Genomic DNA, 24329 nt, shown 5'->3' with positions numbered 1-24329 from the left:
GCCTTATTTTTGTAAATTCTTAATCTTTTCCGTCAGGCGTGGTACTACCTCAAAGAGGTCGCCTACGATGCCATAGTCAGCAGCCTTGAAGAAAGGCGCTTCGGGATCGGAGTTGATCACCACCTTGACCTTGGAGGCATTCACACCAGCGATGTGCTGGATAGCTCCTGATACCCCCAAAGCGATATAGAGCTCGCAAGCGAGTGGCTTACCCGTTTGCCCAATATGCTCACTATGAGGGCGCCACCCCATATCAGATACGGGCTTAGTACAAGCGGTAGCAGCCCCTAAGGCATCGGCGAGATCCTCCACCAAGTGCCAGTTGTCAGGAGTCTGCATACCACGTCCGCCAGAGACCACGATAGCGGCATCATCGATGGATATTTTACTGGTAAATTTCTCCGTACCCAAGTGCTTGATGCGCTCCTTGGGGAGCTGAGGAGTGTATTCCTCCACCACAGCTTGGGCTGGAGCTTCCTTTATCTCGACCGTATTTCCAGCTAAGGTAATGACCTGCTTAGGCGCCAAAGGCACCCAAGAGATGGCCTTGGAGGAGAAGATCACCTTCTGCACCTGTCCGTCCTTGGGCAAGGAGCTCACATTGGAGAGATAAGCCGCCTGCCAGCTGACGGCGAGCATAGGCGCTAAGTAGCGTGTATTGGCCGAACTGGGGAGCACCACAAGAGAGACCTGCTCTCGCTTGGCTACCTGACTTAGGAGCTCGGCATAAGGCTTAGCCTGAAAAGAGGAGAGTTCAGGAGCTGTTACCTTGACAATCTTACTTACTCCATAGCGGGCTAAGGGTGTAGGATCGGCTACATTTATGGTAAGGGCAATTACCTTGTCAGAGAACGCTTGGGCATAGGAGAGCGCTTCCAAGGTTTTTTTAGTGAATTGGCCGTCGTTGTATTCGGTATATACTAAAGTCATTTTGGTGTCGTTTTAGAATAGTTTTCTTTTGTTGTGCAGTTCGTCGATAAGTTCGTCCAAGTTGTTCGGGTCAATAATTTTGACTGGTGCTTTGGGCTGAGGTTTTTCCAAGGCGGTTATCTTCGGCTGGGAGGAAGCCTCCACAGGGGGGATCACCTCCAAGGGAGCCTTGCGCGCCATCATGATCCCCTTCATGCTGGGGATACGAATTTCGCTTTCTGGGACGATTTCCTTTTGGATGCCCACTACCACAGGTAAGGGAACTTCCAAGTGCTCCTTGCCGCCATCGGTCATACGGGTGATCTTGGCAGCCTTATCCCCCTCAAAAGAGAAGGCAGTTACCTCATCGACAAAGTCGTAATCCAAGAGTGCAGCAAGCATACCGCCCACCATACCGCCATTATAATCCAAGGATTCGCGTCCGCAGAAAATGGCATCGTACTCAGGGGCAATAGCTGCCAACTGCTCAGCTACAAAAAAGCCATCCGTAGGGAAAGTATCGATACGGAGCATGTGGTCAGCACCCAAAGCAAAGGCCTTGCGCAGCACTGGCTCACTATCGGAAAGTCCTACATGGACTAAAGTAAGCTCGGCGCCTACCTCTTCCTTGAGCTGGAGTGCTCGCATAAGCGCTGCTTCATCACTGGGGTTGAGGACAAACTGCACCCCTGAAGGGTCAAAAGCACTTTGATCTGAGGTGAAATTTATCTGAGAAGTGGTATCAGGCACCTGATTGACACATACTAATATTTTCATGAAACTAATTTTTATAAGGGACAAAGATTGATCATTATTTTTAATTTTTGTCCGTGATTATCAATATATTATTTATGGACTATTTGAGTTATATATAAGTTTTTTGACACAGATTTGACACAGTATCGTTGTTTTAGTTGTTTCTGTAAATCACTGAAATTTAAAGAAATTGCGGTTTTTCTCCTCCCTTCGCAGTTTTAAAGCCGTTCGCAGTTGCAGCCTCTGGCTGCCAAAAAAAGCCATAGGGCGCAGCCCTATACCGCTTTAAAACGATCCCCGAAGGGTACGACTTTGGCGCAGCCCCCTCGCTTCCCCTATACACCCCCTTCAAACTTCTAATATTTTTGGAAACTTTGGAAACCATAGCGAAAAGAGCGTGTTTGTTATCTTTATTCTTTCTCTCTATATTATTATATATCAATATATTATAAAGAGAGAAAAGGGTATAATAAAAGGGGGTAAAGTGGTTTCTAAAAATGGTTTCCAAAAATTTTCGCTTATTTGACTTTGGAAACTTTGGAAACCAAATTTTATTGCCTTGGTTTCTAAAAAATAAGCTGGTGTTCCTTCTTTATATAGAATACAAACTTTTCGAGCTCCTGAAAGATCTTCTTTGTCTTCTCATTGAGTACTATTGCGATCGCTTCACTTTGTGAATACTTGTCAGGTTCCTTTGGCAATATATAGGAAGTACGTTTTGTATTCATCTTCTCTATAACCAATTGGTTAAATTCTTTCAAAAGCGTTCTGATCTTCTCTACACTTCTACGAGACTTCTTTTGCGCAATGAAATTACTTATCCTTTCAGATTCCTTTACAAAACTTGTTGTTTTCTGTATAGATTCCAAGGAATAACCATACCAAGCATTCTGTTGATAGATGTTTTCTTGAAAATTATTTACATCAAGGGTTTGTAATAATTTTTTTATAACCTCTTTATCCTCATAGCTTAGTCTTTTTCTTTTATAATACTCAAAAGATACTATTAGGGATACTCCCACTGTTGCTGAAACTATAGAAAAGCTATCCAAAAAGGATAATGTACTTGATAAAAACATAACTTAAATATTTAGTATTACACAGCAAAAATACTAAATATTAATAATATAGGAAATACTATTCGTTATTTTTTTTCTGTTTTTATTAGCTTTTATATAGTTCCATTTAAGGTAGCTATCAGAAAAGAAAAATCTATTTTTTTATTTTCTTCTGTGAATATATCAATTTTTTCCAATAATTCTTTCTTTATTAAAGGATCCAAATTCCTAATTTTAGATTTGTGCTTTCTACATAATTTAATTAATTTACGTAAATATAGTTTTACTACAGGTTCCACCTTTTCCTCATATAAAGGAGAAGAAACATTATTGGCATATAATAGAAACATTATCAGATTTTTGAACTTACTAAAAAATGAAAAACTCCCACTATTTTTCAAATAATGATCAGTTAATATTGTCCCATAGAACTCAAAGCCTAATCCAGATACTAAATTTCTAAGTTCATCATCCATCTGATTTGTATGTTCTTTTACATCTTCTCTAAGTTTTTCTATTTCTGTATCTACTTCTTGGGAAATATCAGCTTTTAGTTTGTCTATTTCCTTTTTCATCTGAAATACACTAAATATCTGCCAGCCTAGTAAAAACGTAACTAATATACCTAAAATACCAACTAATACTCCATATACATCAAACTCATAGGGAGCAACCCTTATATTAAACACAAAAAAGTTAATAATACAAATTATAATAGCTGTTATTGATAAAACTATACTTATAGATGCTTTTTTCATATTAGTTATTTAATATCTCTAAGCTGTTATCCCCAAAGATAAGTTTCATTACTTGATCCTTCTTATCTTTTTTGAGTTCTATTTGCAAAATAGCTTTTATATCCTCTTCGTTTTCTTTGTTATACGATCCCTTATTGGGATATGTTATAATATCCACTACATCCATTTTAAAAAAAATAGCTATTTGCAATAATCTGTCAATAGTTAAATCTCTCTCACCTCTCTCTAAGAGACTATAACTCCCTTGTTCTATCTCTAAAAATTCAGCAATAGTCTTCTGTGTAATCTTTTTATTTACACGAATTTTTGAGATATTCTCTAATATTTTATCTTTAGTAATCATAATAGACAAATTTAAGTAATTAATTTTCAATAATATATATTTAAAAATAATATTTTATTGCGAAAAAGAATATTTTATATTGCAAATTGAAATATTATTCGTAAATTTGTCCCGCGAAACAAACATAAAACACGTACTTAATTACGTGCTGTTATTAAGTACAAAAATACGTAATATTTATTAAACAAGAAAAAAATAATGATAAAATCGCAAAAAGTAATAGTTACCCTAAAGCCTTCTATAAAGGAAAAGATTAATGATATTGTTATCACCAATTTGTCCCTAAAAACAAGTGAAAAGTACCGCACAATAAAGGATTGGCTCAAAAAAGACAGTGAAAAACTTACTCATTATTCCTTTTTACTGGCTTTGAGTGAATTATTACAGCTTCCTATAGACCAATTGATAAACATTGATAGATGTTAATAGCTATATTTTACTGGAGTTGTATTCTTTTTTTACTAATAAGATTGTTTTATGATACAGAATAACATGCAAGAACATATAAACGAATTGGTGAAAATACTCTCTAATACAGAAGGTATTACCTATATCACCCAGCGAATAGTGAAAACACAGGTGCATTTTTCTTTTATCTTTGAATCTTACAAGGTATTAGATGATTTAAAGCAGAAAATGCCTGAGGATTGGTTTTTATTTATTGTAGGATCTCATAATATCTGTTATCTCTCTTACAAACAATCTGACTTGGAGCGTTATTTTGAGCGTCTACAACTGGTGAAAGCCGCTTTTTTCATAGATGATTTTATAAATATATTTTGCAATAAACACTAATCCATTAGCTACTGAAAAGCCGTGTTCTTCTGCGCAATATAGGCACGGCTTTCTTTTTCAGTGGCTATTAAAAACGGGTAGCAATGGACATCAACTTAGAACAACTCAAACAGGAACTTTGGAATGCAACCGATTATGGCCGTCAGTTTTTTGAAGACGAATTTGCCTCTGAAATAGCGCGCAATCGTGGACGCCTCAAAGGTTTTGCCGTACGTACTGAGGATAAAACTGGTTCCTGCCATATTAACCAAAAAACAAGTGATAAAGGCCCTGCCCCTTATACCTTTACAGATTTCGGGGTAGAAAATAAAGGTATGAATGCGATTGATTATGTGGTAAAGCGTGATCATTGTACCTTTTGGGAAGCCCTGAAAAAACTATGTAGCCAATATGGGGTGCCACTTCCTGAGGGTAATAAGGTAACTCCCACGGTGGAATTTTCCTCTAATGTAGAGGAGGACGAAGGTTTTTGGAAAGTCAATTTTTCTTCTTCTTACAAAAACAAGAAACTACTACAACGCTTGTTCCCTTTCTATACAGAGGAGCTTTTAAAGGAATATGTTTTTAAGGAAATAGAAAGCTACCAGACTGTTGGAGTTAATGAAAAAGGGAATAAATACAAAAAAACAACTATTGCCAATGCTGATTTTCCTATTTTTGGTTATGACAAGGGAGATTATGTAAAGATATACCAACCTTATGCCCCTAAAGGAGACGCTTTTATACACAAACATTCGTTTGTTGGGGATAAAAGCGGCAAACGTATCATATATGGCTGGGATCGGCTCTTTGAGAAGGTAGAATATGAGACCATAAAGCAAGTTATCAAGGATCTGAAAACAGCAAGAAATAGTGAGACAAAAAAGGATCTTTTGGCTCAATTGGACGCTCTCAAGTTGGAAACGGTAATCATCGCCACAGGAGGTACGGACGGCATTAATATTGCCTCACTGGGGTATGATGTCATTTGGTTCAACTCCGAAACGGAGGTAATCAATAGCCAAGAGTATTACGAGCTTTCCCAAATAGCCAAAAATATCTATTACATACCCGATTTGGACGAAACAGGGGTTAAGCAAGCGGTACAAATAGCCGATAGCTTCTTAGATATAAAGCTGGTTTGGCTTCCCAAGGATCTTAAATATTCCAAGAAAAAAGACTTTGCCGACTGGTTGCGCCGTGAGAAGAATGCAGGCAAGGAGATTCTTCAAGCTATCTTCGCCAAAATGCTCAATCAGGCGCTTAACTTCCGTTTTTGGACGTTCTCTGACAAGGGTACTGTACAGTTCAATCCTACTAAAATCATTCACTTTCTACACCTCAAGGGCTTTTATACCTTTGCTTCCAACTATTCTGAGCAAAAGGAGGACGAATGCGAATTTGTCAGCCTCAAGCAGGGCAAATTAGAAAAAATACTCAGTACAGATATTAAGAAATATGTATTGGAATGGATTGACAACAAGGTATATAATGAGCAGGTGCGCAACCGAGTGTTTTCGGCAGCAGCTTTCCAACCTTCACACCTTAAAATGCTTCCTATATTTGACAAAGACATTACTAACTACGGGCGTTCGTATCAGTGGTATTTCTTTGCCAACGAAGCCATAAAGATACAGAAGGATAGTATTGCTTCCTACAAATATTCAGGAGCGCTCAAGGTGCAATTTTGGAAAGATGAGATCATCAACCATAACATATCCCTACTAACGCCCTTTTTCGAGAAATACACCGATGAGCAGGGACGTACACGTATCAAGATACTTAATAAGGATAGCAATTATTTCAAAGTATTGATTAATTCCAGCCGTATCTATTGGGAAAAGGACGCTAACGAAGAACATAAGGACTTAAACCCTTTTGGAATATCGAGCGAAAACCTTACCGAAGCCGAAAACTACGAACAGGAATTGCACCTGATGAATAAAATATACTGTGTGGGCTATATGCTGCACCAGCACAAGCGAGAATCAGAGAGCTTTATCGTAATAGGCACTGACTACAAGGGAGGAAACAGCGTAAAGGGATCCTACGGAGGTACGGCAAAGTCTTTTTTGGTCAATGGCATTCGCAAAATGCTAAAGAGTAAATACATTGACGGGAAAACACTCGGCAATAACAAGTTCCCTTACGATAAGGTAACCGAAAAAACACGGTTGGTTTTCTTGGACGATATGAATTTCAATCAGGATTTCCGAGACTTTTACAATAAAGTAACGGGGGACTTTGAAGCCAACCACAAGGGAGGAAAGATCTATTACATTCCCTTTGAGCGAAGCCCTAAAATGGCAGCTACAACTAACTACGTTCCCGACTTTGAGGAAAGTTCCTTGGTGCGCCGCTTGCTATTCTACCAAAACGGAGACTATTACCATGCCAAAACTCCTAAGAATGATTACCTGTTTTCACGAAAGATTTCCGATGACTTTGGTGGGCGTGATATAATGAATAGTGATTACAGTGCGGAGGAATGGAATGCCGATTATAATTTTCTGTTCAACTGCTTGCAGTTTTACCTATCGTGCGACCAGCCTATTATGGCACCTTTAGAAGCCTTGCAGAACAGACGTGCATTGCTTTCTATTGGGGATAATTGCTTGAACTTCCTCAATGATTATTTCGCCGATGAGGCAAAACTCAATCACTGGATTAACAAGCCTGAATTTGTCCGAGAGGCAATCGGCGAGCTGGGTAACAAATACACCCCTTACCAAGTGTATAAGAAGCTACAAGAGTATTGTAATATCCATAAATGGGAGTTACAGAAGGCTAAGCGCAAAACCGAAAATGGCAATTCCTTAGAGCATTTCTATATAGACACTAAGCAGCTGGGGGATATACCCGCCATAGAAGAGCCTACGCAACCTTCAACCCCTCCCGCTCCACATATAACCGATAACCTAAGTCAAGAAATAGATTTTTAAGTATGAAAATTATTGACCTTTTTAGCGGAATTGGGGGCTTTGCTCTGGGCTTCCAGCGGGCAGGTTACCAATTCACAGAGCATTATTTTAGTGAGATCGACAAACAAGCTATTGCTAACTATAAATACAATTTTCCACATGCCAAATACATCGGAGACATTACCACTCTTCAGCCCGCAGACATTGCAGGAGCAGACATTATCACTTTCGGATCGCCTTGCCAAGATTTCAGCCTTGCTGGAAAGCGTGCTGGACTTAAAGGAAACAAAAGTAGCCTTATCCAGCACGCAATTGCCCTCATTACTCACGTCCGACCAAGTATTTTTATCTGGGAAAATGTTAAGGGAGCTTACTCCTCAAATGCTGGCGCGGACTTTTGGGCAATTATCAAAGCGTTTGCCTACATTGATGGTTACCGATTTGAACAACAATTGCTTAATACAAAATGGCTACTTCCCCAAAATCGCGAGCGGATCTACTTTATCGGCCATCTTGCAGGAAGAAGTATCCCAGGAGTATTTCCTATCGGAGAGAATGATTTCCCTTTTACAAAAGAAACGGAAAGTCAATTACAAGCCCCGATTAGTACAACTCTCAAAGCAAGTGGAGCAATGCGACCTGACGACACCTATATAATACCCAAGGTTGCAGCAACCCTCACAGGCGGAGGACACTCAGGAGGTCTACATTCTGATATGACTGTGATACAACTAAATCCGTCTAAGGAATCCAACGGTAGGCAGCCCTATCAACAAAATAGAGTTTTTGACTCTAAAGGAATAAGCCCCGCTCTAACAAAACACAATTCTGACTTTATTATAAAGCAACGTTCGCGAGGTAAAAATAAAGGTACAGACATGAAGATCTGCCCTACCATATCGAGCAACGCCTTTCAAGAAAACAACTTACTTAATGGTGTGCGTAGATTGACAGAAATAGAATGCGAACGATTGCAAGGTTTTCCCGACAACTGGACACAATATGGTGACTACAACGGCGCAATAAAACCAATTGCTAAGACACAACGATACAAGCTCATAGGCAACGCCGTAACCGTGGATATAGTAGAATTAATAGCTAAACGATTAAAATTTTTAGAACCATGAAAGAAATTTACTTTAAGAGAGGCGATAAAGTAAGACTAACCAGATTGAATATGGAGGGTATAATTATTAGTATTGCTTACATTAGTTATGAATCTCTAAGTTACAATGTGGAAGTTTGTGGATCTACAGTTGTAGTAAATGTAAACAATTTAGAAAAAATATAGAACATGAAAACCATAAAATTCCGTGCTAAAACAAAAAACGGGGAGTGGATATATAACTTAGCTCCTTTAGTTCCTTTCTCTGTCTCTGATCCTACAGATTTTGACAGGGACACCCTCACCCAGTTCACAGGCCTACATGACTGCCATGGGGTAGAAATCTACGAGGGGGATTTTCTGAAAATCAATCTATCTGAGGGGTACAAAATACGCTTGGTATGCTACAACGAGGACGTAATGGGCTTTTGCTTGGCTCATTTGGAGGATTGGAACGATCCTTTTCTTTACAATCTATATCAATTCTCTTTCAGTTGGTGGGAGCGTTTTAAGAATGATATTGAGGTCATTGGCAATAGGTACGATAACCCAGAAATATTTAACCAATATGCTAAGTAGAGCGGAGTTTAACCGCAATATGCAACTTTACCTTGATGCTCACCGCTTTTGCGTTGATCATGGAGTGTTTGTCTATGCTGGGGCAATTCCTAACCGTATCAATACGCTATACGTTGAGGTGAACGATCACGGCAAGATTCAGCGCGGCAAAGAGTATTATACCAATGAAGAAGCTCAGCTAAAAATATACGAAATTTATTTGCATATTTACAAGAAAATGAGTAACTTGCACGCTCAAAACTAAACAACTAAATGAAAATTCTCAAACCCATAAAAACAAAAAAGGATCTCTTCTCCCTGTACCTCTCCCAGTACAGTGAGAAGAACATACGTGCCTATATCAACGATATTATCCAGCAGTACAGACCTAAAGCCAACGCCTACTGTAAGAACGTGAGCCGTCAGGAGTTCCTGACCTTTGTTGAACTCTACGGCTTGCCCAATGGCTACACCCTCTCGGAGGAACTCCAAAACGAGATAAAGACAAGAAACCTAAAAGTGTAACCGCTAAAAGGTGTATTGTCTAAACAGACAACACACGATAAATAACTATTACCCACTATTGCAATACCTATTAACAACTATTTCGCTTTGGTATAATTTTTGTGCTTTGAATAAAAATAATTTGTATCTTTGTACCCAAATAAGAATCTTATGCCAGCAACATTAACACGCCCAAGAACAGCCATGAGGAAACCTGCCGTTTCACAAGGGCTAAAAAGAGTAGCTACCCAAAAGAAAACAGCTACAACTACTAAAAAGAAAACAATAGATGAGTTAGGTAAAAGAGCTCAAGACATTATTAGCAAGTACGATATTAAACCTTTTAACCGAAAAGAATTATATGGTAATTTGTGATACAAATATCATTGGCAAATATCTTTTTAAAGATCCCTTAGTACTAAGGCAAATAAACCTACTGGGAGGTATGAAAAACATCTATATCACCCCTATAGTATATATAGAAATCATACATTGGCTTAGTAGTTATCAAAAATTCACTCGTGAGGACAGAAAAGAAATAAAAAAATTCTTGGACGAGTTGAAAATGCTACACCTCAACAAGGGTATTTCCGAGCTTTCTATTGAAATTTCTAAGAAAGATAACAGCCTTGATATGCCTGATATTTTGATAGGAGCAACAGGGGTATATTATGACCTCCCTGTATATACCCACAATCTCAAACACTTTAAACTGATAAAAGGAATTACCTTATACAAAGAAGAATAAATCATTCATACACAATATTTTACAAAAACTTTCATCCCTCACGTGAAAGTTTTTTTGTTTTTCCCTTGTTTATTCCAAAATTAGTTGTACCTTTGCAACGTTGAAACAAGAGCAACACTTGTTTAAAGTTGCAAAATATATTATTTACGATATATCCGTGAAGGTGTCGTATAGCCGTAATGCTATACAGCAAAAAGCGTAAGCTCTTGTTTCAACAGCACCCACTCACGGATACCTTATTTTTATATACTATGTTGAAACAAGAAACCAACCCCGCTGTGGTGAATAACAGTAGCCCCAGCACTTACTGCTTTGATGTGGAAGCGGTCAATCAATTCTTCGCCGAGGAGATCCACGTACAGGAATTTACCCGCTATATGCGTATGCTGATCTACGAAACTACCCGCCTGCACCTGCGCTATTGCGACACAGCCTCTGGTGAACTCTCCGAGGAAGTGCTACAAGCCTATGACTACCTAAACGGACTTTCCGAGGTACTTAATCCCTATTTCACGAACCCTAAATTATAAAGCTATGGACTTGAGAACATTATATTTTGTAGGACAACGTGTGTTTTATGTATATTGCGGAAATATAATAGAAGTAAAAATAAGAGAAATACACCTTCAAGTTGTTGATTTAGGAAAAAAGAATCTTATTCAAATTCATTATAATGTTTTCAATAAGTTTTTTGTACTAAAAGATATTAATGAAAAAGAGCTTTTTTCCTCCAAGGAAGAACTTTTAAACGCCTTAGCAGGTGATGAATTTGCTGTTGTACCTTTAAAAAACTAAAATCATGAGAACAAAGAAATGTCACTACATAAGCCCCAGCGGCGAGCTCCTCTATACCGAGGAACGTTTGTACCTCTTTGGCTGGCTTATCTATACCTTTAGATATAAAACCGTATAAACTCAGGCAATTTTTTTTTTACATTTTCCTCCTCTGCACGGCACACGCAGGGGAGGTTTTTTTGTCCCCTTCCTTTGTAAAATTAAGAATATATTAACACGAAGACTGCCCAAGACTTCCCAATCCTGCCCAAAAGTGCCCAATCCTGCCTTTTTCCTTGTGGGCTGTTTTATCTTTGTGGCTGATAAACAAAGTAACAATAAAATCATTTCGCCTATGCCCAATATAAACCAAGCGCTTCACCGCAAAGTACGTTCGGACTATCCGCAGGATATATTCCCGAAAGTGGCTTGTAAGCGTACCGTATTGGGCGATGGCGATACGTTCTTTTCTGTAAGACAGATAGTAACAACTATTGACACCTATTACTCTCAGTGTGATAAGATAGCCAAAGCGCTCAAAGGGCGTACTCTGGCCATTACCTGTAGGAATGTGCACAACTTTCTGTACCATCACTTCCAATACAAAGCCGATGATGAAGTACAGCAGTTGCGCTCTCCTGCCTGCTCGTGGGCGCAACGCTTTTCAGGCATTGACTGCAAGAGCTACACCATACTGGCAGGGGCAATACTTAAAGCCATGGGTTACAATAGTTATGTAAGGCAGATCAAGCAGCCTTTTAGTCAATACCCCGACGAGTATTCGCATGTATACTTATTGGTGCCGGCCTCTCAGAAACGACAATGATTTACACAAAGGGTATTATGTCATAGATGGCACCATACCTACTATGCAAGAAACCTTATTTTCCGAAAAAGCAGACGAAATAGTAACAGCTATGAAACATATAGGACTTAACGGCGCGCAGAATGCGCTTTTTGGATTTACTCACGCTAAGGGGCTAACGAGCTACCTCGGACGGCAATGCCGGCAAAAGTTATGAAGATGGAAAGTTTCATAAGGGAATAGGCACAGCCAATAAAGTTGGTAATGACCTATTGAATTTTGGAGGGTCATTATACGAAGGATACAAAAAATATTTTGGAAATGGCTCTGGGCGTACCAATGCCGCTCCTCCTCCTGTCTATAATGACAATTCCGATGTGATCCGCCGACAACAAGCCGAATATCGTGCGGCTTTGGAAAAAGAAGCTGAGCGCTTGGCCGAAATAGGCAAGAGACAAGAAGCTGAGAAATTGAGAATGGAAAAAGAGGAATACGAGCGCCGAATAGCAGACGCCGAACGCCGAGCACAAGGATATTATCCAAATGGAAATAACTACAATGAGCCTAACAAACCAAAAGATAATACTATTCTGTATGTGGCAGGAGGTTTGGGATTATTAGGAATCTTGGCAATAGTGATAATGTCTAACAAAAAATAAAAGCCATGAAGGGAGTACATTTATTTCCTCAAGAAGAAAAACAACAGGGACTTAATGCCCCTCCTGGCAGGGCCGAGATTGTGGATACCGATTATGACCCTGTAATCAATATGACTTTTGCGGAGTATGAAAACAATCTACAAGAACATGCCCAGCTGGCCATGTCAGTCCATGAAAAGATGTCAGCCCTTGTGGTAGGGCTCATTACTGTAGGAGCGCTCTCCAACGCATGGAACCCTGTAGGGTGGGTGCTGGCCGCTGTTGCCTTAGTCATTAGGGTATTGGTGGAACTAAAAGTGTTCAATGAAAAATCCGCTTGGGACAAGGATCGTGCCGAGGGTGCTTGGAATGAGATCAGCAATTATTACGAGTATAGTGTATTAGGAGAGAGAACAGGAGAGACAGACGAACAAGGAAGGCCTAAGCACCGAGGAGGTTTAGCCTCCATGCTTTCCTCTACTCATTTTTTGGATGAGACTGTACAAACTATGATGAATACAGCGCTAAAGGGACTTTGTATCTATGAGGCTGTTTTCCTAAAGGAAAGAAGCAAAGATTGGAGCAGCAAGGAAACCAAAGCAAACTTGGATCAGCTAAGAGACCTCGGACAAGCTCTCAAAAGTAATTTCTTAGGAAAAATAAAAACTTACGAACGGGTATATAACATAGAATATCAAAAAATACCTGTAAATCTCGGAGATAGCCTTTTCAGTGGAGACCTCCATGATCTAAAAGTAAGGCAGGCTCCTATAGACTTACAAGATCCTTTCACCGATGTTACTTTTGAACTGATAGCCATAAAGCTCAAGCGTAAGCCTGAATACGAAGGCGCAGGTATTACCTTTTCTGATTTCAAGGACGCTGCCTCCCCTAAGGCCTCTTTTCTTGAAAAAGTCCTTAATGACCCCAACGAAGTAAAGGGGCTGTTTGAACTGGGAAAACAACAAATTTCGACGCTAAAACTTGACGGATACTTAACGGCTGATGAAGCCGATCGCCTTTTGTTCAAAAACTGGATGAATACAGCCCCTGCCTATGACAAGGCAGAGTATAGCTATAACTGGAACATGCCGTTTGACCCTAAAGCGGCTCAGAACAGAAACCTAACGGAAGGGGATTACCTCTCCCAAAAATGTCAGGGAATGGATAGGGTATTACAGGACTTTGCCAACAAAGTACCCCCTTACCAGAATGCCACCGCGCAAGATGTGATTAAGGTACTCAAGGACGCCAAGGCGCACCATGACAAGCAGTATAAGGGAAAACCTGGATCAGGATTCTGTAAGAGTGTAGCCCGAGGGGGCTCTCCTGGAGCTGCCTATGCACTGAAAAAGTTTGGGATTAACCTCAATGACTATGACGAGGATTTCAACCTAAAGAAAATCGAACGCTCCTCTGCCTTTACCAACGCTATTGGGGAAACAGACACGAGGTCTAACAGGCCAATTCCTGGAGTGGAAGTCCCTAATGGCTACACCGATGAGCGTGTAAAAGCGCCTGTACCGAAGGCCACGCCGCCAGCTCCGGCACCTGCTCCGCTTGCGCCTAATGCCACACCTGAGCAGCCCAAGCCACAGCCCGCGCCGAATACGCCCTCAGCTCCCGCACCTGTGAAACCCTCAGCGCCTGCCAATACGTTACAGGCGGAGAATAAGACCCCACAGAAACAAGCGCCTAAGAAAAAAAGCCTCTGGTGGCTTTGGATCTTGGCCATAGGAACTGGCTATTATATGTTGAAGGATCAACAACCTAAAAAGAAAGAAAATGGCTAATGTAAATATAGAATTTCAAGGAGATTTTCAGTACCTAAAGTATGAGTTTACCCCTCGCTTGCGGGCGCTTATTAAGAATGTCCATACAGTGATGAACTCCTACAATGCGGCTTTCTTTGAGCGTTGCAAAGGCTTTGGCGACTTGGAGAGTATCAAGCGCGAGGCCTTAGCCACCGGAAGGCTCCCCCAAGGGGTAGAATCGGCCATGAAAGCCGCAGGAGCCTTCAAGCCTATTGCAGCTACTACCCTTCTTTGGAGTATTGCTAATCAGATAGCCTCTTTTGCCAATTTTCATTTTTGGTATTGGAAAAAGAATTTTTCGGACAATGCGCCTCAGCAGAACGGCAGGAATGTCAATAGTGTATACAATGTCATGCGAAGCGAGTTTGCCTATGGCTTGACCTATGCGCTCTCTGTTCCTTTTTTATATAGAATTGGCCAAGGGGTGAACCTATTGTATTACCCACGCCCTGAGTTTGTAGATTTTTATAAGGCAAAACCTTTTCATGGCACCAATGCCCTAACAGTGGAGCCTATGCGCTTTGCTCAGAAGAAGAGAACAGAAAGCGGCGTGATGACCTCTACTTTTATTGGCTTTGATCACTCTATAGGAATAGATACCTCTTTGGCAGAGAGATTAAGCACCATAAACAGCGGAGGTACTCGAATACCTTTTGTGGCAGGAGTGGGCAGTGATAATCCCTATCAGACCCGTCAGGAGCGACTAAGTGTGATATTTTATCATTACTTCTGTCTCAATAACAGACAGATTGCACATAACCAACCGCTAAAGAATGCCGGCAATGTAAGCAATTACTTTGTGTTCTCCAAGAAGGATTTTTATACACTCTCTGAGGAATGTGTGATTGCGCGCTTTTGGAATTTCTTTGCTAAGAATATTTCATTGAATTTTGACCCATCAGGGCGCGAAGGCGACCCCGCTTTCGGAGGAAAGGTACTCATAGGAGGAGGACAAACAACATCGCCTGTATGTGACTATTACGCACGCTTTAAGAAGCAGTCCCTACAGGGAACTTTTGAAGAGCGTCTCAGTAGGTTTTCCATTCCTTCTACAGAGATTTTGCAAGTACCAGAGCTTTCGGACGCTGAGATACAAGAAGGGCTCGCCCTCTTAGAAAAGGAAAAGCGCCCATTCTCTATAGGGGTAGACCTCAAGACAATGACCACAGGCAAAGAGCTAACCCAGCGTAGTAATATGTTACAGCCAAACCTAATGGAAAAGCTATTGTACTATGAGACCAAGGCACGTACGAACCATGTACTATTAGTGAACAAAGGGGTTAATGACTTGTTCAACTTTAATACAGGTATTCGCTATTTGCCACAGCTATAACCCAAAAACGAATGATTATGCACCCATGTATGCCAAGGCCTACCCCCGCAAAGAAAGTGGAAAAAGTAGACATACCAGCGCCCCAAGAGCCACCAAAAGTAATTTATATTGCGGTGCCTCAGCGGAGCCAAAAAGAAGAAAACGAACAACAAACAATTAATTATAAACTGAAATGGTGGCATGTAGCCATAGCTTTTGTGGCTGGTTACGCTCTTGCCTCCTCTAATTCTAAAAAGGCTTAAAAATGAACTTTAAGAAACCTAAAATGGAAAATCTGACAGGAGCCCTTGTAACAGGAGGTTCCGCAGTGGCAGGAGCAGCTGCCTCTAACCTGCTTGTAGCCGAGCTTACTAAAAAGCCTTCTGGCGACGAAAAGAAAGACAAGTCCAAGCGCCAATTGGTCAAAGGAGGTGCCGTAGCGGCTGCCCTTTTGGGATTGGCTTGTGTAGATGGCAATGACACATCGGCTAACGCTTTGCGTGGTGCCTTTGTAGGTATGGCAGGAGCACAAGGAATTTCCTTGGCACGCGAATTTACCTCAGCGACTGCTGGCACAACAGTAAAACGTGCTTTAGGCCTTGGTTGCCCTTGTCAAGAACAACAAGAAGGCTTGGGCTATGTAGACCAGCCTGAATGGTTTACCCCAGTGTATGATCAGGTAGATTATTCTGCCTATGATAGCACCTCCCAAGCTCAAGAAAGCACACAAGGGCGTAACCCCTTGGCAGGATTCACCCCTCGCGAATCCTATGTATAACTGAATGATTCACCTTTTAAAATAGATTAAAAATGGACAATAGACAAGTTCAATTAGAACGTTCCAACCACGTTCTTACTGCAATGGGTGTAGATACCCGCAACGCAAAAGTGATGGACAGAACTCAGTACCTTACCTTCGATGGAAAGGGAAAAAGCTCTGTAGTGTTGCTCATCGACAGTAACACCAAAAAGCTCGTAGGGGATACCTCTTTCGACGCCAACAAGTTCAACAAAGGTCGCTACTTTGTTATCGACGGGATCCGTGTTCTCATAGAAGACAAGGCTACTTCCTTGCATGAATCAGATTGGAAAGGAGCGCCTAACTCCGCAATTCTCAACTCTGAGCTAAAGATCTCTCAGGACGAAGATTTGTTGGTATTGCCTGTATCAGACTTGGTATATACCAAGATCTCCGAAGGAGAAGACAATGGCTTCCGTAGCATTGCCTCTGCTCCTGTGATCGTTCCTGAAAAGGAAATCAACATCTCTTGGCAGTTCCCACAAGGAGCCAGCGTACCAAGCTCACAAACACAGTTCGTACGTATCGAGCTAAGAGGATTTGAGTTTTTCACAAACTAATTTTTCTCTTAATAATTATCAATGAAAAGGCCTTGTCGCTAAGGCAAGGCTTTTTTGATAATTATTCCCTAACTCACTAAAAAGAAAAATCATGCACACCAAAGAAGAAGTATATAACATAGACATCAAGGTCGGAGAGAAAGGAAACAACATCTTTATCACTCCTGTAGCAGGCCGTGTGATTGGCTTACTCATCTACCACAACAAAGGCGATGAATTTGTGGCCAATGCTGGACTAAAAGCAGATGATGGCACTTACATTTCCAAAATGCAGCATATCCGCAACTATCGCTCCCGTGAGAGTTGCTACTTTACAGGCTGTAAGCCCGTGGACTTTCAGACACAAGGAAAAACTTACACCTTGGAAATCACTACAGAGGAGGCTGTGGCCAACAAAGATTTTAAAGGCCAACTGATCCTTATATACGAAGATACTCGTTTTAACAACTGCGGCAATGAATAAAAGCAAGTGGAACACTCAGAAAATATACTCCAACTCCTCTTTTTTATTACGAGGTGTTACCTCCCTTACCCTCTACAATTCAGGAGAAAGTAAGGTATATTTCCGTGAGAGAACATTAGAAAAGGGTGATTATTACCTTTTGGAAGGTGATGGAACTGCCTCTGATATTGATTTAGAAATCTCTTTCGAAAACGGAAGAGGGGAAGCCATCTTGGATTATCGTGCCTTACAAAAATGTAGAACAGAATGAAAAAAGAACTCATTGATATTATTAACAGACTTAAAAACTCTCCCAGTATCCTTATCTCAGTTATTAATAAGGAAACGGGGCAGCCTTTGGTACGTTCTTTCTCGGCAGATCGCTTTGTAGAGAAATATGGCAGTGTGGAAGGCTTTTTTAACTCCTTAGTATCGGAGGGAATTAGCCAAATTATCGTCGAGGAAAGACGAAAACTCGGCAATACGACAAGGAGCTTTTCCGAGCCAAAAACTTTTATACTCGGCCCCAAGGAAGAAGAAACTCCACCACAAGATACCCCCGAAGTTATGCCCGCCACCGTTTCCCCTGCCCCCCTTCAACAGCCTATGGGGCAAATGGGACTGATGGGGCTTAGTTTTCCTCAGATGATGGACTTGCATGTGAAAGCACATGATCAAGGACGCTTGGAGGTGGAAAATAAGTTTTTGAAAGAGAAAAACGAAAAGTTAGAACAAGAGATTGCCGCCCTCAAGGAAGAACGCTTAGCCGACAAATTTAGCGAAGCGAAAGCCAAAGGTAATAACGAAATGCTCTTGGGTATTGTTCAAAATCTCCCTATGCTTATGGGTGCTTTCAAGGGGGGCGCTCCTACAGGTCTCCAAGGGGCCGACGGAGAGCTGCCCCAAGTACCCGAAGGAAAAGGGGTCATTATTCAGGAATTTGCTCAGACCTCCCCAGAGGTAGACAGCTTTATGCTCAAAATACTACATTTAGTATTCGAAAGCAAAGAGTTTTACGAAGAAGTAAGCAAATTAGTAAGTAAATATGAAACTAAATAACAAGTAAAAATGGAAATAACGATAAAAATTAACAGTAACAATCCTATTGACGCACAAGCGCGCCAAGCAAAGTTACAAGCCATTGCGCTTTTGGACGATAAGACATTAGCGCTTTTCCACGAAATCGCTACTAACGAAAAGTTTCGTAAAAAATTTGTAGCCAACGAAAAACTTCTTAGAAAATTTGTATAACCATGCCACGAAAGAAAACAACAGCCCTCAAGGGAGTAGCTACCACTGTTGCAGCTACTTCTGTTGGTAAATACTTAGATAATCACCCCGAAGCGATAGAGGCTGCGGGGCGCAAGGCAAAAACTGCTGTCAATGTAGGGCTTGTCCTAATCAGCTTTACAGTAATAAGCATAGGCGGGGCGTTGTTCTACAACTTGTATTGGAAAAACAGATTTAGAAAGATGGACTATGACCCTAACCAAAAGCCGGCTACTATTAGCGCAGGTCTGGCAAAAAGCAAGGCAGATATGATCTATAGGGCGCTGCATGGCATAGGGGCTAACTACAACACAGTATATAATGCCTTGCGTGGCATGGGACACAATAACTATGTAGCTATTTACAATGCTTTTGGTAAGCGTACCCCTGCAACGAGTTTTTCTATGGGAAACAAAAATGATATGGACTTGAGCCAGTGGATACAAGATCAGTTTAGTGGAGACAAATTAGCCGCCCTAAGAGCACAAGTAGGCAGCGCATTTTTTTAAAACAGATAACTATGAAAAAGAAATATATACTCTGGAGTGCTTTCGGCGTTGGGGTCATTACCATCACTCTTTCTTTACTACTGAAAAAAAAGCCTGCAATCCCCAATGGAGGAGGCGCTTATGGTAAGTATTACAACAAGCTCAATGACCCTGATTATAGGGCGTTTATTGCGGACTTTGCCAACAATCGCGAATTGGTCTCTGAGTATGCCCAACAGCTACACAATGCCATGAAGGAAGAAGGAACCAATTTTAATAAGATATTGGAGATAATGAGTAATTTAGACGAGACACAAATGAAAATAGTATCGGATCGCTTTGGTAAAAGGGCCTACTATAACCGTTTGTTTGGTAAGATTCCGATGGCAAGTGGGAAAATGCTCACCCTCAAGGAATGGTTTAAGGAAGAATTGGACAAAAGCGAATACCAGCAAGTCAAGGACAGATACCCTAATCTTTTTTAACGATGAAGACAGAAACACGATTTATAACCGGTAAGGTTACCGATGAAAAAGGGGAACCACTCTTAGGGGTCAATGTAGTTGTCAAGAACAGCCAACCCATACAGGGAACTGCCACAGATAGTCACGGTATATACAAGCTCACAGCACCTGTAGGGAGCCAATTGGTATTTTCTTTTATAGGTAGGCAAACCATGGAATCCTCACCCATTACCAAAACTTCCAGCAAGTTTCCTACAGTGGTACTCAGGGAGGTTGCCGAGGAATTGGACGAACTTACCTTTACCGCTCCCAAGAAGGAGCCCGAAAAGAATCTCCCTCCGACCCAGCCGAAGAAAGAAAACCCTATACAAAAATATTATAACCCACAGACGACAATAACACAAAAGAATAGCTATAACCAAAACCTAAAGGACGCAAAACTGCTAATGTTAGGCGGGGGAATACTCCTATTTGGTTTGCTTATAGCAACACTGAACAACTCACAAACTCAAAAAGTAAGCAAAAAAGTAAACTTATGATCGGCATACCTCATAGAATGATTTGTAACTGTAACAATCAGGGAAACAATCAAGGGAATAACCAAGGGAATAATCAGGCCCCCAAGAAAGTAACGCTATATGCAGCTGTGCTGCTATCTGGAGTAACAGGAAATAAGGAAGGAAAGATCACTACCAAGGAGATTGTTTTTGATCCCAAGCTACCTACCCTCCAAGAGATAGAACTAAATCTTCCTGTTTTCGACGGAGGGGTGAAAAATGTAGTCGTATGGGCTTCCTTGCCTGGCTTTAGGTTAGAGGGGGCATGGAAACAAAACAATCCTCACCAAGCGACCGATTTGGAGATGTTGGACAATCCCAATATAACAGGCGCTGAGCTGCTTCAAAAACTTGATGATTTACCAGGAGTTGAGTACATGTCTACAGCCTTAGGTACCGCTCCCGAAGGAGAGTGGAACCTATACCACAAGGATAAAAGTGCTGGGTATGGAGATGTAATCATAAAATACAAATTTACAGGTCACCTCCAAGCACTACAACATTAAAAACTAAAGACAAAAACAATTATGATCGCCCTTGAACATGTAGTAACAATACTCTCCTCCCTCATCGGAGGAGGTTTGTTAGGAATTTTATTTGAGCGCCGCAAGCGACGTGCCGAAACCGAAGCTATAGAAGCTGATGTAATAGAAAAAATACAATCCTCTTACGGCCACTTCGTAGAAGACTATAACAAACGATATGAAGAGCTTGTTAAAGAAAACGAATACCTCCGGAGGAAGATAAAAGAATTAGAAGAACGCCTTAATGACCTAACCAAATGAAAAATATTTTACTATCCCTTTTACTTTCTCTCCTTGCAGTTGCTTGTAAATCGGTTAAGGAAACACAGCAGAGCCAAGAGGTTACCCAAAGGACGCGTATAGACAGTATTTTTGTAGAAAAACAAGTGCCTTTGCGAGATACAGTCTATATCAATATCCCTGAAATACGAACCATAAAGCCCGAATGTGATAGCCTGTGTAACGAGGAGGTACGCAAGATTATGCAACAAATCTCGGTCAATAGGCAACAAGGAGAAGACAGCCAAGGGGTCTATTACAATAGGCACAAAGGGCAGTTAGTAGTATATCAGAATATCGGTGCACGACAAAGCACCTACCAAGAAAAGTTTTCAGGATATTCTCATACGAAAGCTGTAGAACAAACAAAGATAGTCAAACAATATTATGTTCCAAAGCTCGTTAAAATATTAGCCTTTATCGGCGGGGGTACCCTCCTCTTTGGTGTGTTTTGGATAGGCTTTAGAATAAAGGAAAAAATAAGATTATGAAAACAAGATCAATTGTACTCTTAGGCCTTTTTGGTTTAGGAATCGCCATATATGGTATGGCAAAAGCAAAAGCAGGGCAGGCAAAGCGTCTTTTTGAAAAAGTCATGTTCTCTTTCCACAGATACCGAGATTCAGGAGCTAAAATCTTTCAGAACAAAATATGGTTAAGGTTGGACTTTGCTTTGACCAACCCCACAGCGGAGGACTTTTTTATAGATACCAACGGCTCTATTCAACTCAAGGTCATGCGTGTTTACCTCAAAGGCAAACAGATAGGTTATGCCACCCTTCCCGAATTTTACAAACTAAACTTGCGCGCAGGAGGTACTGCCTATATAGAAGATGTATATATAGAACTTAATGGAATTTCCTTAGCTGGAGAAATATGGGACATGATTGCCCAAAACAAAAAGGATTGGGTAAAATACACTGATATTATTAACAAACTATCCTTTGAAATAGATATTGACGGATTCGGACAAATATACACACTAAAACAATCTTTTTCATAACATTAAAGCTGTAAACATGAGAACTTTTACAACAAACGAATACAAAAACAGTCCCCTATACCAAAATAACCCTGGTAACCTTCCCAACAAAGGGGAAGATTGGGGAGGTAAAGTGCCAAAAGCACTTAGAAAAGGTAATGATAAGTATGAAGAATTTATCACTGTAGAATACGGATTGCGTGCCTTAATGATCAATATTCGTACAATCATGGATAAGGGAAAGAGAAATACCATATTGGAATTTTCCCACCGCTTCCACCCCGCAGCAGGCACCCAAAAGGTAGCACTATATCAATCTACCCTGTCCAAGGCTTTGGGAGTAGACAAAAACAAGAGAATTACGGCATTTACCAAGGATTTTTATATAAAGATGGCTAAGGCAATTGCCAGTATAGAAATGGGGAGCAGTGCGCACTTTATTCCTGAGGACGCCTATGATACAGCTTATATCTATATGGGAATAAATATGACCAGTGGTGGAAATCCTGTAATGCCAGAGAACAAAAAACCTGCCAATACACCCCCCAATAAACCCAGTGGCAGAAATACCCAACAGAACGGAGGCAACAAACAAGGGGATAGTACCCCTCAACAAGGAGGAGGAAACCAACAAGGGAATACCCAACAAGGAGGAAACAATCTTACAGACCCTAACCTACAAAACCCCTACCCCACAGATCCTAATAGCGGCCAAGGTAGCAACGTATTCCTGTGGGTAGGTGTCGCTATAGTGGTTGGCACGGGTGGATACCTGCTGTATGATCACTATGCACAAAAAGGGAAGAAAAAATAACCTATAAACCAATAGATATGACTGATTTAAGAAGACTTACCACAATTCGTGGACTGAGAAATAATAACCCTGGAAATATTCGAATGAGCGACACCGCTTGGCAAGGTAAAATCTCCAAGGAATTTAATACGGACACCAACAAGGCCTTTGAACAGTTCGAGAGTTTGGAATATGGGTTGCGTGCTCTGATGAAGAATGCTTATACATGGATACAGAGAGGAAAAAACACCTTGGAAAAACTCATTAGTGTTTGGGCGCCCCCTCACGAGAACAAAACAGGAAGATATATAGACTATGTAGCAGCGCAAATGCAGATCGCAAAAAACCAGCCGTTTAAAAAACTTGATCGTAAGTTTTTTATATCCTTAGCCAAAGCCATTACAGAGATGGAAAACGGAGCGGCCGCAGCTCAATCATTGGTGCCGTATAGTGCTTATGAAAAAGCCTTTTCCATGATGGGCAATGTAAGCTACATACCTTCTGTTGAAAAAAAAAACGAATAGGAATCATAGGTATAGCCCTCGTTGCGGGGGCTGCCTTTTGCCTTTATAAATATTATAACCCCAGACTATGGCACAAAAAAAGACAACGCAAAAAAGTACAAGTGTAAGCCAGTTCCACCTAAAGGATATACTTGCCCTTTCTCTTTCTGCCGCTGCTGTTTTCTTAGCAGGGTATCAAGTACATTTGGCAATTAAGCACGATAAACAAAATTCTAAACAGTAAAAATATGGCCTCTATATATGCAACCACAAAAGGTTTTAACGAACTCTGGCAAAAGGTAACTCAAGAGAAAGAAACATTAGATAAGTATAAAAAGAAAATTCCGCCTTTCATTATTAACAATGATGTTGCCCTTACTTATACTCTTGGGATAGAGCATTATAGTGAGATATTAGCAGAATTGAATACTATAAAAAATGAAGAAATGGAAGATTGGGTAATTGATGTCTTCCCTTCTTTATATGCAAGTATAGATTCGCTTATATCCGACATGAAGTCTCTTTTGGCTAATTATGAATCGGAATTAAAGAAAAACAAGGTAATTCCTTCTGAAAAGCCCTCGGATCCACCTGCTCAGACGCCCCCAACCAATACGGTCATTCCTTCATCAACGCCACCTGTGACCCAAGCTCCCCCCACAAACACCACGCCTACTATAAGCGAAAAAAACACAGAAGGCGGCCCCAAGGTAAAGGATAGTAACACAGGGGAACCCTCCTTAGCACCAACCGAGAAAAAAGAGGTTTCTCCGGAAGGAACCCCTAAGACAGAAGCTCCCAAAAAAGGTTTCTTTACTCCAACCAATATCGTGATCCTGTTTTTACTATTTGGAGCAGGTGTATATTTTTATAACCAAAAGAAGTAACCAAC

General features: G+C 40.8%; 38 protein-coding genes. 32 read left to right on the top strand and 6 right to left on the bottom strand.

The features are described from left to right. Positions 1–3: 3 nt before the first annotated feature. From CAPGI0001_RS03745 to CAPGI0001_RS03720, 6 genes are all read right to left on the bottom strand, one after another. A complete protein-coding gene (locus CAPGI0001_RS03745) occupies positions 4–930 on the bottom strand; it encodes an electron transfer flavoprotein subunit alpha/FixB family protein (RefSeq protein WP_002666555.1) in 927 nt (308 codons plus the stop codon). A 12-nt stretch (positions 931–942) separates the two neighbouring features. After that, positions 943–1686: an electron transfer flavoprotein subunit beta/FixA family protein gene (locus CAPGI0001_RS03740; RefSeq protein WP_002666897.1), complete on the bottom strand. Its 744-nt coding sequence runs from the start codon at positions 1684–1686 to the stop codon at positions 943–945. Positions 1687–1846: 160 nt separating this feature from the next. Further along, a complete protein-coding gene (locus CAPGI0001_RS03735; RefSeq protein ID WP_155813429.1) occupies positions 1847–2173 on the bottom strand; it encodes a hypothetical protein in 327 nt (108 codons plus the stop codon). Between the two features lie 58 nt (positions 2174–2231). Further along, the gene (locus CAPGI0001_RS03730; RefSeq protein ID WP_002666857.1) at positions 2232–2744 is read right to left on the bottom strand and encodes a hypothetical protein; all 513 of its coding nucleotides are present in this window, start codon (positions 2742–2744) and stop codon (positions 2232–2234) included. Positions 2745–2836: 92 nt separating this feature from the next. Next, positions 2837–3481, bottom strand: a complete 645-nt coding sequence (locus CAPGI0001_RS03725) for a hypothetical protein (RefSeq protein WP_040359541.1) — start codon at positions 3479–3481, stop codon at positions 2837–2839. A 1-nt stretch (position 3482) separates the two neighbouring features. Then, on the bottom strand, positions 3483–3824 hold the full coding sequence (locus CAPGI0001_RS03720) for a helix-turn-helix domain-containing protein (protein ID WP_002666484.1): 342 nt from the start codon (positions 3822–3824) through the stop codon (positions 3483–3485). 477 nt (positions 3825–4301) lie between these two features. Here CAPGI0001_RS03720 and CAPGI0001_RS03710 point away from each other — a divergent pair, with 477 nt between their 5' ends. The 32 genes from CAPGI0001_RS03710 to CAPGI0001_RS03550 all read left to right on the top strand — a co-directional run bounded on the left by CAPGI0001_RS03710 (position 4302) and on the right by CAPGI0001_RS03550 (position 24324). Continuing rightward, a complete protein-coding gene (locus CAPGI0001_RS03710; protein WP_002666731.1) occupies positions 4302–4619 on the top strand; it encodes a hypothetical protein in 318 nt (105 codons plus the stop codon). Positions 4620–4702: 83 nt separating this feature from the next. Beyond that, the gene (locus CAPGI0001_RS03705; protein ID WP_002666593.1) at positions 4703–7540 is read left to right on the top strand and encodes a hypothetical protein; all 2838 of its coding nucleotides are present in this window, start codon (positions 4703–4705) and stop codon (positions 7538–7540) included. Positions 7541–7542: 2 nt separating this feature from the next. Further along, positions 7543–8646, top strand: coding sequence for a DNA cytosine methyltransferase (locus CAPGI0001_RS03700; RefSeq protein ID WP_002666463.1), 1104 nt, complete (start codon positions 7543–7545; stop codon positions 8644–8646). 167 nt (positions 8647–8813) lie between these two features. Next, positions 8814–9203, top strand: coding sequence for a YopX family protein (locus tag CAPGI0001_RS03690; protein ID WP_002666837.1), 390 nt, complete (start codon positions 8814–8816; stop codon positions 9201–9203). Then, a complete protein-coding gene (locus CAPGI0001_RS03685) occupies positions 9193–9447 on the top strand; it encodes a hypothetical protein (protein ID WP_002666426.1) in 255 nt (84 codons plus the stop codon). The genes CAPGI0001_RS03690 and CAPGI0001_RS03685 overlap by 11 nt, the downstream gene beginning before the upstream one ends. An 8-nt stretch (positions 9448–9455) precedes the next feature. After that, positions 9456–9707 carry a hypothetical protein gene (locus CAPGI0001_RS03680; protein ID WP_002666558.1) on the top strand — a complete coding sequence of 84 codons (252 nt, stop codon included), beginning with the start codon at positions 9456–9458 and terminating at the stop codon, positions 9705–9707. A gap of 150 nt (positions 9708–9857) precedes the next feature. After that, positions 9858–10061, top strand: a complete 204-nt coding sequence (locus tag CAPGI0001_RS03675) for a hypothetical protein (protein WP_040359536.1) — start codon at positions 9858–9860, stop codon at positions 10059–10061. Next, positions 10048–10434, top strand: coding sequence for a PIN domain-containing protein (locus CAPGI0001_RS03670; protein WP_002666803.1), 387 nt, complete (start codon positions 10048–10050; stop codon positions 10432–10434). The genes CAPGI0001_RS03675 and CAPGI0001_RS03670 overlap by 14 nt, the downstream gene beginning before the upstream one ends. A gap of 251 nt (positions 10435–10685) precedes the next feature. Beyond that, positions 10686–10964: a hypothetical protein gene (locus CAPGI0001_RS03665; protein ID WP_155813428.1), complete on the top strand. Its 279-nt coding sequence runs from the start codon at positions 10686–10688 to the stop codon at positions 10962–10964. 4 nt (positions 10965–10968) lie between these two features. Next, positions 10969–11229: a hypothetical protein gene (locus CAPGI0001_RS03660; RefSeq protein ID WP_002666855.1), complete on the top strand. Its 261-nt coding sequence runs from the start codon at positions 10969–10971 to the stop codon at positions 11227–11229. 334 nt (positions 11230–11563) lie between these two features. Continuing rightward, positions 11564–12034: a hypothetical protein gene (locus tag CAPGI0001_RS03650; protein ID WP_002666442.1), complete on the top strand. Its 471-nt coding sequence runs from the start codon at positions 11564–11566 to the stop codon at positions 12032–12034. A 251-nt stretch (positions 12035–12285) separates the two neighbouring features. Continuing rightward, positions 12286–12672, top strand: coding sequence for a hypothetical protein (locus tag CAPGI0001_RS03645; protein ID WP_002666447.1), 387 nt, complete (start codon positions 12286–12288; stop codon positions 12670–12672). Between the two features lie 5 nt (positions 12673–12677). Next, positions 12678–14444 (top strand): hypothetical protein, encoded by a 1767-nt coding sequence (locus tag CAPGI0001_RS03640; RefSeq protein ID WP_002666778.1) that lies wholly within the window; start codon positions 12678–12680, stop codon positions 14442–14444. Then, the gene (locus tag CAPGI0001_RS03635; protein WP_002666918.1) at positions 14437–15798 is read left to right on the top strand and encodes a hypothetical protein; all 1362 of its coding nucleotides are present in this window, start codon (positions 14437–14439) and stop codon (positions 15796–15798) included. Before CAPGI0001_RS03640 ends, CAPGI0001_RS03635 begins: the two co-directional genes overlap by 8 nt. Before the next feature lie 17 nt (positions 15799–15815). After that, a complete protein-coding gene (locus CAPGI0001_RS03630; RefSeq protein WP_002666724.1) occupies positions 15816–16040 on the top strand; it encodes a hypothetical protein in 225 nt (74 codons plus the stop codon). 2 nt (positions 16041–16042) lie between these two features. After that, positions 16043–16555, top strand: a complete 513-nt coding sequence (locus CAPGI0001_RS03625) for a hypothetical protein (RefSeq protein WP_002666883.1) — start codon at positions 16043–16045, stop codon at positions 16553–16555. 32 nt (positions 16556–16587) lie between these two features. Next, complete coding sequence (locus CAPGI0001_RS03620; RefSeq protein WP_155813426.1) at positions 16588–17136, top strand: hypothetical protein; 549 nt, start codon at positions 16588–16590, stop codon at positions 17134–17136. A gap of 91 nt (positions 17137–17227) precedes the next feature. Then, a complete protein-coding gene (locus tag CAPGI0001_RS03615; protein ID WP_002666887.1) occupies positions 17228–17599 on the top strand; it encodes a hypothetical protein in 372 nt (123 codons plus the stop codon). Beyond that, positions 17592–17849, top strand: a complete 258-nt coding sequence (locus CAPGI0001_RS03610) for a hypothetical protein (protein ID WP_002666498.1) — start codon at positions 17592–17594, stop codon at positions 17847–17849. The genes CAPGI0001_RS03615 and CAPGI0001_RS03610 overlap by 8 nt, the downstream gene beginning before the upstream one ends. After that, positions 17846–18637, top strand: a complete 792-nt coding sequence (locus CAPGI0001_RS03605; protein ID WP_002666663.1) for a hypothetical protein — start codon at positions 17846–17848, stop codon at positions 18635–18637. The genes CAPGI0001_RS03610 and CAPGI0001_RS03605 overlap by 4 nt, the downstream gene beginning before the upstream one ends. A gap of 9 nt (positions 18638–18646) precedes the next feature. After that, positions 18647–18829, top strand: coding sequence for a hypothetical protein (locus CAPGI0001_RS03600; RefSeq protein WP_002666746.1), 183 nt, complete (start codon positions 18647–18649; stop codon positions 18827–18829). 2 nt (positions 18830–18831) lie between these two features. Further along, positions 18832–19356: a hypothetical protein gene (locus CAPGI0001_RS03595; RefSeq protein ID WP_002666907.1), complete on the top strand. Its 525-nt coding sequence runs from the start codon at positions 18832–18834 to the stop codon at positions 19354–19356. Positions 19357–19367: 11 nt separating this feature from the next. Then, positions 19368–19820, top strand: a complete 453-nt coding sequence (locus CAPGI0001_RS03590; protein ID WP_002666556.1) for a hypothetical protein — start codon at positions 19368–19370, stop codon at positions 19818–19820. A gap of 2 nt (positions 19821–19822) precedes the next feature. Continuing rightward, on the top strand, positions 19823–20338 hold the full coding sequence (locus CAPGI0001_RS03585; protein WP_002666568.1) for a carboxypeptidase-like regulatory domain-containing protein: 516 nt from the start codon (positions 19823–19825) through the stop codon (positions 20336–20338). Next, entirely contained in the window at positions 20335–20862 is a 528-nt protein-coding gene (locus CAPGI0001_RS03580; RefSeq protein ID WP_002666782.1) for a hypothetical protein, read from the top strand. The genes CAPGI0001_RS03585 and CAPGI0001_RS03580 overlap by 4 nt, the downstream gene beginning before the upstream one ends. Before the next feature lie 21 nt (positions 20863–20883). Beyond that, positions 20884–21141 carry a hypothetical protein gene (locus CAPGI0001_RS03575; RefSeq protein ID WP_002666698.1) on the top strand — a complete coding sequence of 86 codons (258 nt, stop codon included), beginning with the start codon at positions 20884–20886 and terminating at the stop codon, positions 21139–21141. Continuing rightward, complete coding sequence (locus CAPGI0001_RS03570) at positions 21138–21650, top strand: hypothetical protein (protein ID WP_002666642.1); 513 nt, start codon at positions 21138–21140, stop codon at positions 21648–21650. Before CAPGI0001_RS03575 ends, CAPGI0001_RS03570 begins: the two co-directional genes overlap by 4 nt. Beyond that, on the top strand, positions 21647–22162 hold the full coding sequence (locus tag CAPGI0001_RS03565) for a hypothetical protein (protein WP_002666905.1): 516 nt from the start codon (positions 21647–21649) through the stop codon (positions 22160–22162). Before CAPGI0001_RS03570 ends, CAPGI0001_RS03565 begins: the two co-directional genes overlap by 4 nt. 16 nt (positions 22163–22178) lie before the next feature. After that, positions 22179–22955 (top strand): hypothetical protein, encoded by a 777-nt coding sequence (locus CAPGI0001_RS03560; protein ID WP_002666538.1) that lies wholly within the window; start codon positions 22179–22181, stop codon positions 22953–22955. A 17-nt stretch (positions 22956–22972) separates the two neighbouring features. Next, the gene (locus CAPGI0001_RS03555) at positions 22973–23458 is read left to right on the top strand and encodes a hypothetical protein (protein WP_002666628.1); all 486 of its coding nucleotides are present in this window, start codon (positions 22973–22975) and stop codon (positions 23456–23458) included. A 67-nt stretch (positions 23459–23525) separates the two neighbouring features. Next, positions 23526–23681, top strand: a complete 156-nt coding sequence (locus CAPGI0001_RS12895) for a hypothetical protein (RefSeq protein ID WP_002666759.1) — start codon at positions 23526–23528, stop codon at positions 23679–23681. A gap of 4 nt (positions 23682–23685) precedes the next feature. Next, a complete protein-coding gene (locus CAPGI0001_RS03550) occupies positions 23686–24324 on the top strand; it encodes a hypothetical protein (RefSeq protein WP_002666710.1) in 639 nt (212 codons plus the stop codon). The last annotated feature ends 5 nt before the right edge of the window (positions 24325–24329 follow it).

Origin of the sequence: Capnocytophaga gingivalis ATCC 33624 (assembly GCF_000174755.1) — a bacterium.
GTDB lineage: Bacteria > Bacteroidota > Bacteroidia > Flavobacteriales > Flavobacteriaceae > Capnocytophaga > Capnocytophaga gingivalis.
The sequence above is the reverse complement of the archived record's forward strand: the minus strand, read 5'-3'. Positions and strand labels throughout refer to the sequence as shown.

What these genes read in the sequence shown, in the direction of transcription:
- CAPGI0001_RS03580 (WP_002666782.1), top strand. Translation starts at nt 20,335, where the DNA reads ATGATCGGCATACCTCATAGAATGATTTGTAACTGTAACAATCAGGGA.
- CAPGI0001_RS03665 (WP_155813428.1), top strand. Translation starts at nt 10,686, where the DNA reads ATGTTGAAACAAGAAACCAACCCCGCTGTGGTGAATAACAGTAGCCCC.
- CAPGI0001_RS03615 (WP_002666887.1), top strand. Translation starts at nt 17,228, where the DNA reads ATGCACACCAAAGAAGAAGTATATAACATAGACATCAAGGTCGGAGAG.
- CAPGI0001_RS03685 (WP_002666426.1), top strand. Translation starts at nt 9,193, where the DNA reads ATGCTAAGTAGAGCGGAGTTTAACCGCAATATGCAACTTTACCTTGAT.
- CAPGI0001_RS03725 (WP_040359541.1), bottom strand. Translation starts at nt 3,481, where the DNA reads ATGAAAAAAGCATCTATAAGTATAGTTTTATCAATAACAGCTATTATA.
- CAPGI0001_RS03575 (WP_002666698.1), top strand. Translation starts at nt 20,884, where the DNA reads ATGATCGCCCTTGAACATGTAGTAACAATACTCTCCTCCCTCATCGGA.
- CAPGI0001_RS03635 (WP_002666918.1), top strand. Translation starts at nt 14,437, where the DNA reads ATGGCTAATGTAAATATAGAATTTCAAGGAGATTTTCAGTACCTAAAG.
- CAPGI0001_RS03610 (WP_002666498.1), top strand. Translation starts at nt 17,592, where the DNA reads ATGAATAAAAGCAAGTGGAACACTCAGAAAATATACTCCAACTCCTCT.
- CAPGI0001_RS03605 (WP_002666663.1), top strand. Translation starts at nt 17,846, where the DNA reads ATGAAAAAAGAACTCATTGATATTATTAACAGACTTAAAAACTCTCCC.
- CAPGI0001_RS03675 (WP_040359536.1), top strand. Translation starts at nt 9,858, where the DNA reads ATGCCAGCAACATTAACACGCCCAAGAACAGCCATGAGGAAACCTGCC.
- CAPGI0001_RS03640 (WP_002666778.1), top strand. Translation starts at nt 12,678, where the DNA reads ATGAAGGGAGTACATTTATTTCCTCAAGAAGAAAAACAACAGGGACTT.
- CAPGI0001_RS03690 (WP_002666837.1), top strand. Translation starts at nt 8,814, where the DNA reads ATGAAAACCATAAAATTCCGTGCTAAAACAAAAAACGGGGAGTGGATA.
- CAPGI0001_RS03565 (WP_002666905.1), top strand. Translation starts at nt 21,647, where the DNA reads ATGAAAACAAGATCAATTGTACTCTTAGGCCTTTTTGGTTTAGGAATC.
- CAPGI0001_RS03555 (WP_002666628.1), top strand. Translation starts at nt 22,973, where the DNA reads ATGACTGATTTAAGAAGACTTACCACAATTCGTGGACTGAGAAATAAT.
- CAPGI0001_RS03620 (WP_155813426.1), top strand. Translation starts at nt 16,588, where the DNA reads ATGGACAATAGACAAGTTCAATTAGAACGTTCCAACCACGTTCTTACT.
- CAPGI0001_RS03600 (WP_002666746.1), top strand. Translation starts at nt 18,647, where the DNA reads ATGGAAATAACGATAAAAATTAACAGTAACAATCCTATTGACGCACAA.
- CAPGI0001_RS03720 (WP_002666484.1), bottom strand. Translation starts at nt 3,824, where the DNA reads ATGATTACTAAAGATAAAATATTAGAGAATATCTCAAAAATTCGTGTA.
- CAPGI0001_RS03705 (WP_002666593.1), top strand. Translation starts at nt 4,703, where the DNA reads ATGGACATCAACTTAGAACAACTCAAACAGGAACTTTGGAATGCAACC.
- CAPGI0001_RS03630 (WP_002666724.1), top strand. Translation starts at nt 15,816, where the DNA reads ATGCACCCATGTATGCCAAGGCCTACCCCCGCAAAGAAAGTGGAAAAA.
- CAPGI0001_RS03550 (WP_002666710.1), top strand. Translation starts at nt 23,686, where the DNA reads ATGGCCTCTATATATGCAACCACAAAAGGTTTTAACGAACTCTGGCAA.
- CAPGI0001_RS03590 (WP_002666556.1), top strand. Translation starts at nt 19,368, where the DNA reads ATGAAAAAGAAATATATACTCTGGAGTGCTTTCGGCGTTGGGGTCATT.
- CAPGI0001_RS03625 (WP_002666883.1), top strand. Translation starts at nt 16,043, where the DNA reads ATGAACTTTAAGAAACCTAAAATGGAAAATCTGACAGGAGCCCTTGTA.
- CAPGI0001_RS03650 (WP_002666442.1), top strand. Translation starts at nt 11,564, where the DNA reads ATGCCCAATATAAACCAAGCGCTTCACCGCAAAGTACGTTCGGACTAT.
- CAPGI0001_RS03660 (WP_002666855.1), top strand. Translation starts at nt 10,969, where the DNA reads ATGGACTTGAGAACATTATATTTTGTAGGACAACGTGTGTTTTATGTA.
- CAPGI0001_RS12895 (WP_002666759.1), top strand. Translation starts at nt 23,526, where the DNA reads ATGGCACAAAAAAAGACAACGCAAAAAAGTACAAGTGTAAGCCAGTTC.
- CAPGI0001_RS03560 (WP_002666538.1), top strand. Translation starts at nt 22,179, where the DNA reads ATGAGAACTTTTACAACAAACGAATACAAAAACAGTCCCCTATACCAA.
- CAPGI0001_RS03595 (WP_002666907.1), top strand. Translation starts at nt 18,832, where the DNA reads ATGCCACGAAAGAAAACAACAGCCCTCAAGGGAGTAGCTACCACTGTT.
- CAPGI0001_RS03680 (WP_002666558.1), top strand. Translation starts at nt 9,456, where the DNA reads ATGAAAATTCTCAAACCCATAAAAACAAAAAAGGATCTCTTCTCCCTG.
- CAPGI0001_RS03700 (WP_002666463.1), top strand. Translation starts at nt 7,543, where the DNA reads ATGAAAATTATTGACCTTTTTAGCGGAATTGGGGGCTTTGCTCTGGGC.
- CAPGI0001_RS03670 (WP_002666803.1), top strand. Translation starts at nt 10,048, where the DNA reads ATGGTAATTTGTGATACAAATATCATTGGCAAATATCTTTTTAAAGAT.
- CAPGI0001_RS03730 (WP_002666857.1), bottom strand. Translation starts at nt 2,744, where the DNA reads ATGTTTTTATCAAGTACATTATCCTTTTTGGATAGCTTTTCTATAGTT.
- CAPGI0001_RS03745 (WP_002666555.1), bottom strand. Translation starts at nt 930, where the DNA reads ATGACTTTAGTATATACCGAATACAACGACGGCCAATTCACTAAAAAA.
- CAPGI0001_RS03585 (WP_002666568.1), top strand. Translation starts at nt 19,823, where the DNA reads ATGAAGACAGAAACACGATTTATAACCGGTAAGGTTACCGATGAAAAA.
- CAPGI0001_RS03710 (WP_002666731.1), top strand. Translation starts at nt 4,302, where the DNA reads ATGATACAGAATAACATGCAAGAACATATAAACGAATTGGTGAAAATA.
- CAPGI0001_RS03740 (WP_002666897.1), bottom strand. Translation starts at nt 1,686, where the DNA reads ATGAAAATATTAGTATGTGTCAATCAGGTGCCTGATACCACTTCTCAG.
- CAPGI0001_RS03570 (WP_002666642.1), top strand. Translation starts at nt 21,138, where the DNA reads ATGAAAAATATTTTACTATCCCTTTTACTTTCTCTCCTTGCAGTTGCT.